The organism is Synechocystis sp. CACIAM 05 (genome assembly GCF_010222815.1).
Taxonomy (GTDB): Bacteria; Cyanobacteriota; Cyanobacteriia; order Cyanobacteriales; family Microcystaceae; genus Synechocystis.
Genome location: NZ_CP019225.1, coordinates 95,109 through 108,640, shown reverse-complemented (window position 1 = coordinate 108,640; position 13,532 = coordinate 95,109). Strand labels below are relative to the sequence as shown.

Here is a 13,532-nt window from a genome sequence, read left to right as displayed (position 1 = left end):
ATCTAGTCTTTTGATGGATTCCTACATTTCGGAGCTTTACTCTCCCTATTTCTGGCCCGACTTTTGGGATCCACCTCAGGTTGCCATGATGAGTTAGACTCCTTGTAGACATTGGATGTTGGATTTTTGCCCCTAGATGGAGAGAGTTTACAGCTTCTTCTTTTATGCTTTTAGGGTAACGGATTAGACTCGGTCCCACGACTGCTATCAAACTATGTGGCCCTTTTTGATAGTGAAAGAGTAAGAATCACATAACAACTTCTTCCCTATGTTCCTCCCTTCCCCTGACAATTTATCTGGGCCTAACCAAAATATCCTCGAAGAACTTCTGCGGGATAAAAGATCGCCTAATACCAGGAGGACCTATGCCAAAGCGTTAAAGGATTTTTTTCTCACCATGGCCGGCGAAGAACCGTCCCCAGATGTCATTGCCTGGTTTTTGAGCTTGGATCATTTCCAGGCGATCGCCATGGTTTTACGCTATCGAGCTGAATTAGTAGCTAGGGAACTCAAACCAGCCACCATTAATGTTCGATTGGCAGCAATTAAAAGCTTAGTTAATTACGCCCGCCGGGTAGGAAAATGTCAGTACACCCTGGAAGACGTGGAAGGTTTAAAAGCAGAAACCTATCGGGATACCACCGGAGTTAGCCCCACCTCCTTCAAACAAATTACCGACCACATTACCCCTAATTCCCTCAAAGGTAAGCGGGATTTGGCTATTCTGCGTTTGCTCTGGGACAATGCTCTGCGGCGGGCGGAAGTTTGTGGACTTAACGTCGGGGACTATCAACCAACAGAGCGGCAATTACTAATTAAAGGCAAAGGAAAATTAGGCAAACAGGCCATCACCCTCAGCGCCAAGGGCATGGCTTTAATCAACCAATGGTTAACTGCCATTGGGACCCGCCCTAAAAATGAGCCCCTATTTTGCACCTTAGACCGGGCAACTTTTGGCCATCGTCTCAGTGGCAATGCCATCTATAACATCGTCCGCACCAGTGCCGAATCCGCCGGTATTCATAAAGTTATGAGTCCCCACCGAGTCCGCCACAGCGCCATCACCGCCGCCCTGGAAGCCACTAATGGCGATACCCGCAAAGTGCAAAAACTCAGTCGCCACAGTAATCTAAATACCCTGATGATCTACGACGACAACCGTCACCAGCATCAAGCTCAAATCACTGATATTCTGGCGGATCTGCTCTAAATTTCCTGGCTTATGGGAGAAATTACCGAAATTTCTTCAATTTTTCTAGCCAAACTTTTCCATCATCGTTTTAGCCCGTTTATGGTTGGCGATCGCCTGACGAAATTCAGCCTTCTGCTTAGCCTGTTCCAGAATTGCAGTCCAGGCCTCTTTGTCCTCTAGATAGTGTTCGAATAAAGCCTCAAATAAAACTTCCCTGCTCAAACCTTCCTTCGCACAGAGCTTAGTGAGCCGCTCCATCATCTTGCTCTCTAGGCGGATGGTGGTCTGCTTGGTGGAAAAATTTTTGCTGAATTTACCCATGGAGTTTACGCTAATAGAGTTCGACATACTTAAAATTTTTGAATAATCTACAACTGTTTACCTAAGTTTACATTAATCTATTAACTTTTAACTCTTGTAGTCTAGATATCTAGATAGCTAAAACTCTAAAATCTTAGGTTAATAGCTTCAAAGTTTTTGCAATTCTAGAAACCAAGGTTACTTTTTAGTAAAAATTTCTGCTATCGACTAACCTCAGAAGGGTAAGGATCGAGGTTTATTTACTGGGAGACGGGGTGAAGGACGTTTTGAGGTGAGAGCAAAATCGAGATCTGCTCTATGATCAAGATTCGAGCAACAGAGAAACTAACCTATGCCAAACATTGCTGTTATTGGGGCGGGGGTTGTGGGGGCCACCATTGCCTACGAACTCAGCTTTCTACCAGGCTTAACTATTGACCTGTTTGATGCCCAAGAACCAGCCCAGGGAGCTACCGGAGCGGCTCTAGGCATTTTGATGGCAGTCATTAGTCAGAAAACCAAGGGTAGGGGTTGGCGCTTACGGGGACAGAGTTTACAGAGATACCGCACGCTTTTACCGGAACTAGAAACTGCCACAGGCAAAACCATTCCCGGCGATCACCAAGGCTTAGTAAAAATTCTGCTGGAAGCGGATTGGTCCCGTTGGCAACAATTGCAAGCTGTCCGTCGGAGCCAAGGCTATCCTCTGGAATTGTGGACTAGGGCGGAAGTCGAGCAGAAATTATCTGGTTGGCCTTTGGGTTACGGGCCCATCGCGGGAGCAATCTATTCCCCTTGGGATTGGCAAATTCAGCCCCAAGCCCTCACCCAACGATTAATTGAAGCAGCTCAACAACGGGGAGTGCGTTGTCATTTCCACCAAGCTGCTCATCCTTTGCCTGTTGCCGATTCTATCAATCACTGCCAGAACATTCAAACTAACCAAGCCAAATTTCCAACGGATTATGTTGTGATCACCGCAGGGCTAGGCAGTAACCTCCTGATCAACCCCAACAGCGATAACAATGAGTCGTTGCAGTTACAGCCGGTGATTGGCCAAGCCTTTTTGTTACAACTTGCTGACGCTGATAATCCCCTGAAAAATTCCCCTTGGCGATCGGTCCTGACCACTGAAGATATTCACCTCGTCCCTCTGGCCAATGGCCAATTTTGGTTGGGGGCCACCGTCGAATTTCCCTCTGACTGTGCCAACGGAGAACCCAATGTCCAACTAAGGGAAAACCTTTGGCACCAGGCGATCGCCTATTATCCATTTTTACAACGGGCGGAAATTATTAATTATTGGAGTGGTAAACGTCCCCGGCCGGTGGGGGAAAGTGCGCCAGTAATCCGTCCCCTGGATGGCTATGACAATGTTCTGTTGGCCACTGGCCATTACCGAAATGGCGTTCTCCTCGCCCCAGGTACAGCCCAGGAAGTAAAAACTTGGTTGAAGGCAAAGCTAGCCTAGACAACAGACCGCATCCTAGGCCGGAGGGAAGTTCTAAGTTCAGTGTGAATAGCGTAAATTTTCCACTTACTTTGGGATCAGGGTTGTCAAAGCGAAACCTAGCCCACCACCATCAACATGGATTGATACACGGCCAAATCAAACCAAAAAGTAGTACCCACACCCACCTCACTGACTAAATGGATTTGGCTTTGATGTTTGGCAATGATATTTTTGACAATGGAAAGCCCCAACCCAGTACCCTCCAAAGTGTGAACACGGTTTTCCACCCGATAGAACCGCTCAAAAATGGCCGCCTGATCCTCTGGGTCAATGCCGATGCCAGTGTCAGAAATTTCCACCCGTACTAGGCCAGGACCATCCTCTGCTCTAAGGTTACTACGGTGGAGGGGATAGGCTCGGACAATGATTTTTCCGCCGGCTTTAGTGAATTTAAACGAATTACCAATTAAATTGGTCATTACCTGCAGGAGTAGGTCGTAGTTACCCAGAGCGAAGGGGAGATCCGGGTCCAAAATTTTTTCTAACTGTAGTTGTTTGTCCTTAGCATTAAGTTGGTAACTACGTAAGCTTTGCTCAATTAGCTGGTACAAATCAACTGCATCTAACTGGTAAATTTTGGAAGACTCTAGCTTGGATAAATCAAGGACATCGTTAACCAAACGACTCAGGCGATCGGTTTCGTGGTTAGCGGTTTCTAGGAATTCTTTACGCTCCACTTCGCTCAAATCTTCCCCAAACTCACTCAAGGTTTCAATGAAGGATTTGATATTAAACAAGGGAGTTCGTAATTCGTGGGAAACATTGCTAATGAACTGACTTTTGGCTTCATTTAATTCCACTTCCCTAGTAATATCCTGCACCGTCATGACAATGCCCCGTAAATTTTCCCTGTTCTGATCCAACACCTGGGTCAACATCAGACGAATGGTGCGGGGAAACGGTTGAGTCAGGCTAATGCGAAATTCTTCCGGGGCGTAGGTTTTATCCTGCTCCTCTTCCTGAGGCCCATGGCCGGGGGAAAACAGCAAACTTCCTTGGTCAGCGGCCAATTCCCTCAGGGGTTGGGTAAGTTGGGCCGTGATTTCCGGTGGCAAATTTTCCAGGAGATTTTCGCCAATAATTGGCTTATTTTCCCAGGCGAATAGGCGGCGGGCAGTGGGATTGACCAACAAAAGTTGCAAATTGGTGTCCACTAACATGGCCCCATCGGCGATCGTGGAAACAAGGGTGTCTAGCTTCGCCTTCTCCGCAGTCAACTCTTCAATATTTTGGGCTTCATAACGCTCCAGCCGCTCCGCCATCTCGTTGAAGTTAACGATTAATTCCCCCAATTCTCCCCCAAAGGGCAAGGTGATTCTCTGCTTGAAGTTCCCAGCAGCGATGTTCTTTACTCCTAGCAGCAGTTCTTTAATAGGCTGGGTAATAGTTAGGGCATTGAATACAGCTCCGAGAATTACCATCACCCAAATGGAAATAAAAACTGCAATGGTCACATCCCTGGTTAGGTTAGAAGAGTTGACCGCAGCGGGGTTGGGGTTGATACCGATCGCCAGAACTCCGAGGGAATTGCCCTGGTATTGGAGGGGAATAAACACATCGGTGACATCGCCATTGGGAGTGTGGTGTTGCCGTACAAAAGGCTGGTCAAAATTATGGGGATCAATCTGGGGTAATTCGATGCGCCGCTCTAGGGTGAGGGAGTTTTGAACCGTTTCTTCAGAGTAGGGAATACCAAAAAAGATCTTGCCAGAGGGGTCCGCATAGATCATGTAGCGGATATTAGAAGTATTTTCGTAAAAGCGACTGGAAAACCGGGCCACCTCCGTCAGATTTTTATCCGCAATCATAGGGGCAACATTGGCCGCCAACAACAAACCCACATCCCGGCCAAAACGGGTATCCACCAATTGGGCATCCTCTTGGATCGTATTTACTGCCCAAAAAGTTAGCCCACTCATTAACAGGGACACCACCAAGGTGGCCGCGGCCATCAACCGGGTTTGTAGGTTGAACTCAGACCACCATTTACGCAGAAAACCCTGCATAGTCTGCAAAATCGCCGTTGGATTGGACACAGAAGTCCCCATAATCTCCTTGCCAAAACTCCTATGATTCTATCTCGATTACACCAACCTACTGGGCGTTCTAACAGAGATGCTCTACCCATTGTCCTGGGGAGCAGAATTTGGTGAAATGTTACAGTTCTTGACAAAGCCAGATGGTAACCGTAGGTCAGTGGTAGGATTCCCTAAAATACCTTATGAAATTCCATTTTCATCCCTATGACAGAACTCTCTGGACAACCGCCTAAATTCGGTGGCAGCACTGGTGGACTTCTCTCCAAAGCCAACCGGGAAGAAAAGTATGCCATCACCTGGACCAGCGCCTCTGAACAAGTTTTTGAAATGCCCACTGGCGGCGCGGCCATCATGAACGAAGGGGAAAATCTCCTTTATCTAGCCCGCAAAGAACAGTGTTTAGCCCTGGGGACCCAGCTACGGACAAAATTTAAACCCAAAATTCAAGACTACAAAATTTACCGTGTTTATCCCAGTGGTGAAGTTCAATACCTCCACCCCGCCGATGGCGTTTTCCCTGAAAAAGTTAACGAAGGTCGGGAAGCCCAAGGTACTAAAACCCGCCGCATTGGCCAAAACCCAGAACCTGTAACCATCAAGTTCTCCGGTAAAGCCCCCTACGAGGTCTAGTTCCTGGCCCTACTTGCTTGCGGAACTTGCACAATTGGCAGAAGTTTAACTAACGGGCGAATTTGTTAAAGGCACTACTGAACCTTTGACAGTTCGCTCTTTCAATGTTGGCAAAGGTTTTATGATTTCCCCTGGGTTTTCTCACTTCACTGAACTCGCCCAACAAGGCAATTTTATTCCGGTGTATCAGGAATGGGTGGCGGATTTAGAAACGCCAGTTTCTGCTTGGTACAAAGTTTGCTCTAGCCAACCCTACAATTTTCTCCTGGAGTCGGTGGAAGGGGGAGAGAGTATTGGTCGCTATAGTTTTCTCGGTTGCGACCCCATGTGGGTGCTAGAAGCCAGAGGCGACGAAACTACCCAAGTTTTACGCAATGGGCAAACGGAAACCTTTCGGGGTAATCCCCTCGATATTTTGTCCCAATGTTTGGAATCAATCCGTCCGGTGAATTTACCCCAACTACCTCCGGGCATTGGTGGGCTGTTTGGGGTTTGGGGTTATGAGCTGATTCGTTGGATGGAACCCAGGGTTCCTGTGTATGAACCCCAGCCGGAAGATCTACCCGATGGCATTTGGATGCAGGTGGACCATCTCCTCATTTTCGACCAGGTCAAACGCAAAATTTGGGCGATCGCCTTTGCGGATTTGCGGGGAGAGAATGTTGATGTGGAAACTGCCTATCGCAATGCTTGTCAACGGGTGACGAAATTAGTCCTGCAATTACAATTACCTCTGCCGCCGGAAGCCACCGCCCTGGAACTGCTCACCAAAACCCAACTTGAGGGCAAGGAACTGAACTACAGCAGTAATACGGAGCAAGAAAAGTTTTTAGAAGAAGTGGCGATCGCCAAGGATTACATCACAGCGGGGGACATTTTCCAGGTGGTGCTTTCCCAAAGACTTTCCACTATTTACCGGGATGATCCCTTCAAGCTCTACCGTTCCCTGCGACTGATTAATCCTTCCCCCTACATGGCCTATTACAACTTTGGCCATTGGCAAATTATTGGCTCTAGCCCGGAGGTGATGGTCAAAGCCGATCGCCAACTGGATGGCAAATTAATGGCCACGGTACGCCCCATTGCTGGCACCAGACCCAGGGGCAAAACCCACTCAGAGGATGAACAGTTAGCCGAAGAATTGCTCAACGATCCCAAGGAAATCGCCGAACACGTCATGCTGGTGGATTTGGGCCGCAATGATTTGGGGCGGGTTTGCGTTCAGGGCTCAGTCAAAGTGAATGAGTTGATGGTGATTGAACGTTATTCCCACGTCATGCACATAGTCAGTAACGTAGTGGGAGAACTGGCATCGGATAAAACCGCCTGGGATCTTTTGAAAGCTTGTTTTCCCGCTGGCACCGTCAGTGGTGCACCGAAAATTCGGGCCATGGAAATTATTAACGAGCTGGAACCGGAACGGCGGGGGCCCTACTCCGGAGTCTATGGCTACTATGACTTTGAAGGCCAGTTAAATACGGCGATCGCCATTCGGACCATGGTGGTGCAGGAACAGCCAGATGGAGCCCATCGGGTGTCGGTGCAGGCCGGAGCTGGCATTGTGGCCGATTCCGATCCCCAAAAAGAGTATGAGGAAACTTTAAATAAAGCGAGGGGACTTTTGGAAGCCATTCGTGCCTTGTCCTAGGTTTCTTCCATCACCCCTACCTGTAAAATGGGCTCTAGTTGCCGCTCCCGGCCATTGCCCAACCCCGTTATTTAGTATCCAGTGACAGTATGGTTGCCCAACAAACACGAACCGACTTTGATTTAGCCCAATACTTACAAGTTAAAAAAGGTGTGGTCGAGGCAGCCCTGGATAGTTCCCTGGCGATCGCCCGGCCGGAAAAGATTTACGAAGCCATGCGTTATTCTCTGTTGGCGGGGGGCAAACGATTGCGACCGATTTTATGCATTACGGCCTGCGAACTGTGTGGCGGTGATGAAGCCCTGGCCTTGCCCACGGCCTGTGCCCTGGAAATGATCCACACCATGTCCCTCATCCATGATGATTTGCCCTCCATGGATAATGACGATTTCCGCCGGGGTAAACCCACTAACCACAAAGTGTACGGGGAAGACATTGCCATTTTGGCCGGGGATGGACTGCTGGCCTATGCGTTTGAGTATGTAGTTACCCATACCCCCCAGGCTGATCCCCAAGCTTTATTACAAGTCATTGCCCGTTTAGGTCGCACAGTGGGGGCCGCCGGTTTAGTGGGGGGACAAGTTCTAGACCTGGAATCGGAGGGGTGCACTGACATCACCCCGGAAACCCTAACTTTTATCCATACCCATAAAACCGGGGCATTGCTGGAAGCTTCCGTGCTCACAGGCGCAATTTTGGCCGGGGCCACTGGGGAACAACAACAGAGACTGGCCCGCTATGCCCAGAATATTGGCTTAGCTTTTCAAGTGGTGGATGACATCCTCGACATCACCGCCACCCAGGAAGAGTTGGGTAAAACCGCCGGTAAAGATGTCAAAGCCCAAAAGGCCACCTATCCCAGTCTCCTCGGTTTAGAAGCTTCCCGGGCCCAGGCCCAAAGTTTGATTGACCAGGCCATTGCCGCCCTGGAACCCTTTGGCCCCTCCGCCCAGCCCCTCCAGGCGATCGCCGAGTATATCGTTGCCAGAAAGTATTGATCCCTTGCTTGGGGCTAGTTTCTCGTTAAGCTAGGGACAGTTTTATCTGTTCATTGCATTAATTGAACTCACACTTGCCATGCTGGGAAATTTTCAACATAGCCAACTCCGCATCGAAGTGGAAGCAACGGCGCCGGTAATTCGGGACAGCTTAACCAGAATTCCCCAACTGCGGCAATGGTTAGCCCCCCTCCCCCTGGGAGAGGGTTTGCCGGAGCGATTGATCCCCGGTGTTACGCTCCACACTGGTGTGGGTTTAGCCACATTAACCCAAACGGTGGACCGGGTAGGGGATGACCATTTGCGTCTCATACTCAGTGGAGCTATTGATGGTTTCCATGAATGGTACTGGGGCGATGGTTGGGTCCAATCCCGTTTGGAAGGTATTTCCCTGTTGCCCCTAAATTTAGGCCAGACCCTTAGTTTACTCAAGCTAAAGCAATTTGTTACCACCGTTAAAAGCCCAGCCGCTTAAGCCAGGGCTTTTCCCCTTGGTTAACTAGCCAAAGTAAGAGGCATAAACCAGCGATACCCATCACTCCGGAAAGAGGATTGCGGTCAATGCCCGTCACCCAAGCCGGCACTTTTTCCGTATAGGTCACTAATTGCCCCACATTGACAATGTAATAGGCCCAGACCATGCCCCCGTGGAGACCAATGCTATGGCCCAGGCGATCGCCATGGCGGCGTTTAGTGATGCCTAAGCTCAAACCCAACAACACCAGGGCCGGAAATTGGGGCAGGGTGCGGATTACTTCTCCTAGGGGCTTCAGGAAATGGAGCACAGCAAAAATAATGGCGTTACTCGCCAAGGAGGTTTTGTTGCCATAACCCTGTTCCAACTCCTTTAGTAACCAACCCCGAAAAAATAGTTCTTCTGCTAGGGCTACTCCCAACCCAGTGAGGCTTCCCTGCATAATAATTGTCCAGAGGCGATCGCCAGCGGGTGCCAGCACGGCCCAGCCCAATAAGCCCTGGATGATAAATAGACCGAAGGTAAAACTAAAACCAAGCCCCAGTCCCCGTAGTAACTCCACTCCCTGGCGGCGATTCCAGCCCAGACCATAGACTCCATAGGCTTTTAAAGACAGGGGTGTTTGGTAGCACCAATGACTCCAAAAAATTAGCAGGACCAGGAAAATTAAAAATAAAATCCCCATCACCACAATGGAACGCAAATTGGCATCGGCGATCGCCAGGGAAAGGGGCACTAAGAAAGGCAACCAAGCAGCGGCCAACATTACAATGAACACACCAATTCTCCATGGAGCGGTCAGTTGAGCAATGGCCTGCTGATTGAAATTGAAATTAACGGTTGATTTTGGCATTCCGGTTTTTTCCCATACCCGTAGGTGGTCCTAAATAGTCTGTTCAGTCGATTTCTTTCCCCATCCCCCTAGTATCATGGCCGCCAGTTTATCCCAACAGATTAACAATCCCGAACGTAGTTACTTTGAGCAAGCTCTCAAACGGGTAGAGCAAGACGTACTCCGCATGGGTGCCTTAGTGGAAGAATCCTTCCGCATGAGCCACCAGGCCCTGTTTGAGAATAGGTTAGAAACCCCCCTAAAAATTGCCGAATTGGAAAAGGAAATTGATCGCCTCTACCGCCATATCGAGCAGGAATGCGCCAGTTTCCTCACCCTCCAAGCCCCCGTAGCCCAAGATCTGCGTCTACTCAGCGCCATTATGCAATTAGTGCGGGATTTAGAAAGAATTGGCGACTATGCCCAGGATTTGGGGGAAATTGCCATGAAGTTGACCCGCTATCCCCCCCATCCCTGTATGGACGAAATTGCCGCCATGGCCTGGCAAGCCCAACATATGTTGGACCAAAGCCTCGTTTGCCTGACCCAACTGGACCCCAACGCCGGGGAAATTGTCAAAAAAATGGACGACGTGGTGGATGACGCCTACGATCGCCTGTATAAAACCCTCGCCTTCCAACGGGACATTAAGGGCGTAGTGGAACCAATTTTGCTTATGGCCCTAGTGATTCGCCACCTAGAGAGAATGGCCGACCATGCCACCAATATTGCCCAACGGGTTTCCTATATCGTCACCGGCAAAAGGGAATGAGATAGGGTGATTAATGGGGGAGTGGCGAGATTAGGTCGGATGGCCACGAAGATTTGCTAAACTGGACGCAGAGTAGATACGCAACGGTGCGGTCTGCCCCAATCTTGGACTTTTTTCCAGAAGTGGGTGTCCCCCGCTTTTTTTATGCCCAATTGTATTCAATGACCCATCCCGTAATTCCCGACATTCTTGCATTAGCACAGCCCATTGCCGAGGATTTGGGGCTGGAAGTGACGGATGCGGTATTCCAAACCAATAAACGTCCACCGGTGTTGCGGATTGATATCCGTAATCTCCAGCAGGATACTAGCCTTAATGACTGTGAAGCCTTTAGTCGGAGCTTTGAAGCCCAATTGGAGGAAAGCAGTTTGATCGCCAGCGCCTACGTGTTGGAAGTTTCTAGCCCAGGCATTTCCCCATACCTCGCCACGGAGCGAGATTTTATTGCCTTTAAAGGGTTTGAAGTAGTGGTTACCGGTGACAATCCCCACCAGGGCCAAAGTCAGTGGCAGGGGAGTTTACAAGGGCGAGATGGAGAGGCAGTTTACTTAAGCATTAGGGGGAGAACCGTGGCTATTCCTTTGACAGTGGGGTTAACAGTGCGGCTACCCCATTAATTGACCCCGGAGTCTAGCCGGCCTAGGTCTGGGGAAGGGCTAGAGCTTTATCGCAAATATTTTGGAGGATTTTCCATGTCTCTTGTTAGTTTACCGGGGCTCCCGGCCATGATTAGTGAAATTAGTAAGCGCAATAATTTACCCACCACGGCGGTGGAAGAAGCTCTACGGGAAGCTTTATTGAAGGGCTACGAGCGTTTTCGGCGATCGCAGTTGATGGGGCACCAATTCCCCGAAGAATATTTCAACAACTTTGAAGTGGAATTAGACACAGAAGAAGAAGGCTTTCGGGTACTTTCCACCAAACGGATTGTGGAGGAAGTGGAAAATTCTGACCAACAAATTTCCCTCAAGGAAGTGCTGGAAGTGGCCGAAGAAGCCCAACTGGGGGACGAAGTAGTGCTGGATGTGACCCCAGAACAAAAGGACTTTGGGCGCATGGCCGCCATTCAAACTAAGCAGGTATTACTGCAAAAACTGCGGGATCAACAACGAAAAATTATCCAAGAAGAATTCCAAGACCTGGAAGGCACTGTTCTCAATGCCCGGGCCCTGCGCTTTGAAAGGCAGTCCATCATTGTGGCGGTGCAGAGTAGTTTTGGTCAGCCAGAGGTAGAAGCAGAATTGCCCAAACGGGAACAGTTACCCAACGATAATTACCGGGCTAACTCCACCTTCCGGGTGTATCTCAAACGGGTACGGGAAGGCTCCCAAAGAGGTCCCCAATTGGTGGTTTCCCGGGCAGCGGCGGGGTTGGTGGTGGATTTATTTAGTGTGGAAGTGCCGGAAATTGAAGAAGAGGTGGTGCGCATTGTTGCCGTGGCCAGGGAAGCCAAACCCCCTTCCCCTTCCGTGGGCCCCCGAACAAAAATTGCGGTGGACACCCTAGAGCGGGATGTGGATCCGGTGGGAGCCTGCATTGGCGCCCGGGGTTCCCGTATCCATGCGGTGGTCAACGAGCTCCGGGGGGAAAAAATTGATGTGATCCGTTGGTCCCCAGACCCGGCCACGTATATTGCCCAGGCCCTCAGTCCAGCCCGGGTGGACCAGGTTTACCTCATCCATGCGGAGGAGCGCCATGCCCTGGTAATTGTGGCGGAGGATCAACTCAGTTTGGCGATCGGCAAGGAGGGACAAAACGTCCGGTTGGCGGCCCGCTTAACCGGTTGGAAAATTGACATCAAAGATCCCGAAACCTATGCCCGGGATAAGGAAGCCATTGAACAATCTATTTTGGAGCGGGCGGCGGCTTCAGCCCAGGCCAGGGCAGAACGGGAAGCAGCAGAACAGGAGGCCCAAGCTAAATTAGAAGCGGAAATGGCTGCTTTGGAAGCCGAGGAAGCTGAACAGTTAGAGGAAACCCCAGAGGCGATCGCCTTGATGGAGGATGAACCTGACCAAGAAGAACAATGTATAGAACCGGAGTTGGAGGAGGAAGAAGAGTTAAGCTAGGAAATGTTGATAATGCCAGCTTTGTGCTAATTTGTCCTGACCACTCCTTGCCCACCGTTGACCATGGCCCCTGGATACCGTCGTTGCCTCAGCTGTCGCAAAGTAGGCGATCGCCGACAATTTTGGCGAATTGTCCGAGTCTATCCATCCCGAACTGTACAATTAGATCACGGTGCGGGGCGATCGGCTTATTTATGTCCGACCCATGACTGTCTGCGTAAAGCTCGCCACAAAAATCTGTTGGGGCGGGCCCTCCGAGCCCCAGTTCCCAGCCATCTCTTTGAGCAACTAGAAGCCCGTCTTCTCACCACTCCCTGAGGCGCTGCCATAGACCCTTTCCCTATCCATCACCATGGATGCCCTCTGCCGAAACTTACCCAGCGGCAGTTACCGTTAGTTAGCATTAGGAGTAAAACCATTTACTATTTCGGCTTCACCTTATCGACTCCGCAAAGCTTTCTTGGGGACAATGCCCCTGGAAAAAGCTAGTGCTCTGTCTGTGCACCTAGTCTTTGCACTCACATAAACCAATTTGTCACTTATTAAATTTATGGATCATTAGTCAGGGGGACAGTGGATGAACAACGCCAAAGTCAGAATTTATGACCTATCAAAAGAATTAAATCTGGAGAATCGAGATATTTTAGACATCTGCGAACGGCTCAACGTGGCCGCTAAAAGTCATAGCAGTACCATCAGTGAATCCGATGCGGAGCGCATCAAAGCGGCAGCTGAAAAATTCACCCCCCAACAACCGAAAAAGCCTAGAGTGGCATCCCGTCCGGAGTCGAAAGAGGATAAGTCAGATCCCAAGCAGCAGAAGATTCTAGCAATTCACCACAAACAGGAAAAATCTGGCGGTCCATCTCCGGCCCGGCCCACCCCCCCTCCCCGGCCAAAACTACAAGCGCCGAAGGCCCCCACACCGCCCCAACCCCCCGTGGCCAAAGCTTCAGCTCCAAAGATTCAGAAACAGGAAGAGCCTGCCCAGGAAGCGCCCAAAAGTGTTGCTCCCCCCACCCCACCCCTTTGCGCCGCCCCCAGAGCCCAGTATCCCCGCCCCC

General features: G+C 50.0%; 14 protein-coding genes. 11 read left to right on the top strand and 3 right to left on the bottom strand.

All coding sequences use genetic code 11. The annotated features are described in order from the left end of the window. Positions 1-268: 268 nt before the first annotated feature. Complete coding sequence (locus BWK47_RS00515) at positions 269-1,210, top strand: tyrosine-type recombinase/integrase (RefSeq protein ID WP_162327156.1); 942 nt, start codon at positions 269-271, stop codon at positions 1,208-1,210. Between the two features lie 45 nt (positions 1,211-1,255). Here the strand turns inward: BWK47_RS00515 and BWK47_RS00510 are convergent, their stop codons facing one another. Further along, entirely contained in the window at positions 1,256-1,540 is a 285-nt protein-coding gene (locus BWK47_RS00510; protein ID WP_162327155.1) for a ribbon-helix-helix protein, CopG family, read from the bottom strand. 304 nt (positions 1,541-1,844) lie between these two features. On the opposite strand from BWK47_RS00510, the gene BWK47_RS00505 reads away from it, so the two are divergent. Next, complete coding sequence (locus tag BWK47_RS00505; RefSeq protein WP_162327154.1) at positions 1,845-2,963, top strand: NAD(P)/FAD-dependent oxidoreductase; 1,119 nt, start codon at positions 1,845-1,847, stop codon at positions 2,961-2,963. A 98-nt stretch (positions 2,964-3,061) separates the two neighbouring features. Here the strand turns inward: BWK47_RS00505 and nblS are convergent, their stop codons facing one another. Beyond that, on the bottom strand, positions 3,062-5,053 hold the full coding sequence (nblS, locus tag BWK47_RS00500; protein ID WP_162327153.1) for a two-component system sensor histidine kinase NblS: 1,992 nt from the start codon (positions 5,051-5,053) through the stop codon (positions 3,062-3,064). A gap of 195 nt (positions 5,054-5,248) precedes the next feature. On the opposite strand from nblS, the gene BWK47_RS00495 reads away from it, so the two are divergent. From BWK47_RS00495 to BWK47_RS00480, 4 genes are all read left to right on the top strand, one after another. Then, positions 5,249-5,674: a photosystem I reaction center subunit II PsaD gene (locus BWK47_RS00495; RefSeq protein ID WP_010871317.1), complete on the top strand. Its 426-nt coding sequence runs from the start codon at positions 5,249-5,251 to the stop codon at positions 5,672-5,674. A gap of 121 nt (positions 5,675-5,795) precedes the next feature. Then, positions 5,796-7,322 carry an anthranilate synthase component I gene (gene trpE / locus BWK47_RS00490; protein ID WP_162327152.1) on the top strand — a complete coding sequence of 509 codons (1,527 nt, stop codon included), beginning with the start codon at positions 5,796-5,798 and terminating at the stop codon, positions 7,320-7,322. Between the two features lie 89 nt (positions 7,323-7,411). Further along, positions 7,412-8,320: a geranylgeranyl diphosphate synthase CrtE gene (gene crtE / locus BWK47_RS00485; protein ID WP_162327151.1), complete on the top strand. Its 909-nt coding sequence runs from the start codon at positions 7,412-7,414 to the stop codon at positions 8,318-8,320. 79 nt (positions 8,321-8,399) lie between these two features. Beyond that, positions 8,400-8,795, top strand: coding sequence for a hypothetical protein (locus tag BWK47_RS00480; RefSeq protein WP_162327150.1), 396 nt, complete (start codon positions 8,400-8,402; stop codon positions 8,793-8,795). Here BWK47_RS00480 and BWK47_RS00475 read toward each other — a convergent pair. Next, entirely contained in the window at positions 8,776-9,648 is an 873-nt protein-coding gene (locus BWK47_RS00475) for a CPBP family intramembrane glutamic endopeptidase (RefSeq protein ID WP_162327149.1), read from the bottom strand. The two genes, BWK47_RS00480 and BWK47_RS00475, sit on opposite strands and share 20 nt — an antisense overlap. A gap of 76 nt (positions 9,649-9,724) precedes the next feature. Between BWK47_RS00475 and phoU the strand changes: the two genes are divergently transcribed. The 5 genes from phoU to BWK47_RS16960 form a co-directional block, all read left to right on the top strand. Then, the gene (gene phoU, locus BWK47_RS00470; protein ID WP_010871322.1) at positions 9,725-10,399 is read left to right on the top strand and encodes a phosphate signaling complex protein PhoU; all 675 of its coding nucleotides are present in this window, start codon (positions 9,725-9,727) and stop codon (positions 10,397-10,399) included. 161 nt (positions 10,400-10,560) lie between these two features. Further along, the gene (gene rimP / locus BWK47_RS00465; protein WP_204250439.1) at positions 10,561-11,016 is read left to right on the top strand and encodes a ribosome maturation factor RimP; all 456 of its coding nucleotides are present in this window, start codon (positions 10,561-10,563) and stop codon (positions 11,014-11,016) included. 75 nt (positions 11,017-11,091) lie between these two features. Then, positions 11,092-12,468 carry a transcription termination factor NusA gene (gene nusA, locus BWK47_RS00460; protein ID WP_162327148.1) on the top strand — a complete coding sequence of 459 codons (1,377 nt, stop codon included), beginning with the start codon at positions 11,092-11,094 and terminating at the stop codon, positions 12,466-12,468. Between the two features lie 63 nt (positions 12,469-12,531). Beyond that, on the top strand, positions 12,532-12,786 hold the full coding sequence (locus BWK47_RS00455; protein WP_010871325.1) for a YlxR family protein: 255 nt from the start codon (positions 12,532-12,534) through the stop codon (positions 12,784-12,786). A 259-nt stretch (positions 12,787-13,045) separates the two neighbouring features. Continuing rightward, positions 13,046-13,532 (top strand): translation initiation factor IF-2 N-terminal domain-containing protein (locus tag BWK47_RS16960; protein ID WP_237269721.1); only part of this gene is annotated, 487 nt, incomplete at its 3' end.

Excerpts from the sequence above, each read along its gene's own strand:
- BWK47_RS00515 (WP_162327156.1), top strand. The coding sequence starts at position 269 with ATGTTCCTCCCTTCCCCTGACAATTTATCTGGGCCTAACCAAAATATC.
- BWK47_RS00510 (WP_162327155.1), bottom strand. The coding sequence starts at position 1,540 with ATGTCGAACTCTATTAGCGTAAACTCCATGGGTAAATTCAGCAAAAAT.
- BWK47_RS00505 (WP_162327154.1), top strand. The coding sequence starts at position 1,845 with ATGCCAAACATTGCTGTTATTGGGGCGGGGGTTGTGGGGGCCACCATT.
- nblS (WP_162327153.1), bottom strand. The coding sequence starts at position 5,053 with ATGGGGACTTCTGTGTCCAATCCAACGGCGATTTTGCAGACTATGCAG.
- BWK47_RS00495 (WP_010871317.1), top strand. The coding sequence starts at position 5,249 with ATGACAGAACTCTCTGGACAACCGCCTAAATTCGGTGGCAGCACTGGT.
- trpE (WP_162327152.1), top strand. The coding sequence starts at position 5,796 with ATGATTTCCCCTGGGTTTTCTCACTTCACTGAACTCGCCCAACAAGGC.
- crtE (WP_162327151.1), top strand. The coding sequence starts at position 7,412 with ATGGTTGCCCAACAAACACGAACCGACTTTGATTTAGCCCAATACTTA.
- BWK47_RS00480 (WP_162327150.1), top strand. The coding sequence starts at position 8,400 with ATGCTGGGAAATTTTCAACATAGCCAACTCCGCATCGAAGTGGAAGCA.
- BWK47_RS00475 (WP_162327149.1), bottom strand. The coding sequence starts at position 9,648 with ATGCCAAAATCAACCGTTAATTTCAATTTCAATCAGCAGGCCATTGCT.
- phoU (WP_010871322.1), top strand. The coding sequence starts at position 9,725 with ATGGCCGCCAGTTTATCCCAACAGATTAACAATCCCGAACGTAGTTAC.
- rimP (WP_204250439.1), top strand. The coding sequence starts at position 10,561 with ATGACCCATCCCGTAATTCCCGACATTCTTGCATTAGCACAGCCCATT.
- nusA (WP_162327148.1), top strand. The coding sequence starts at position 11,092 with ATGTCTCTTGTTAGTTTACCGGGGCTCCCGGCCATGATTAGTGAAATT.
- BWK47_RS00455 (WP_010871325.1), top strand. The coding sequence starts at position 12,532 with ATGGCCCCTGGATACCGTCGTTGCCTCAGCTGTCGCAAAGTAGGCGAT.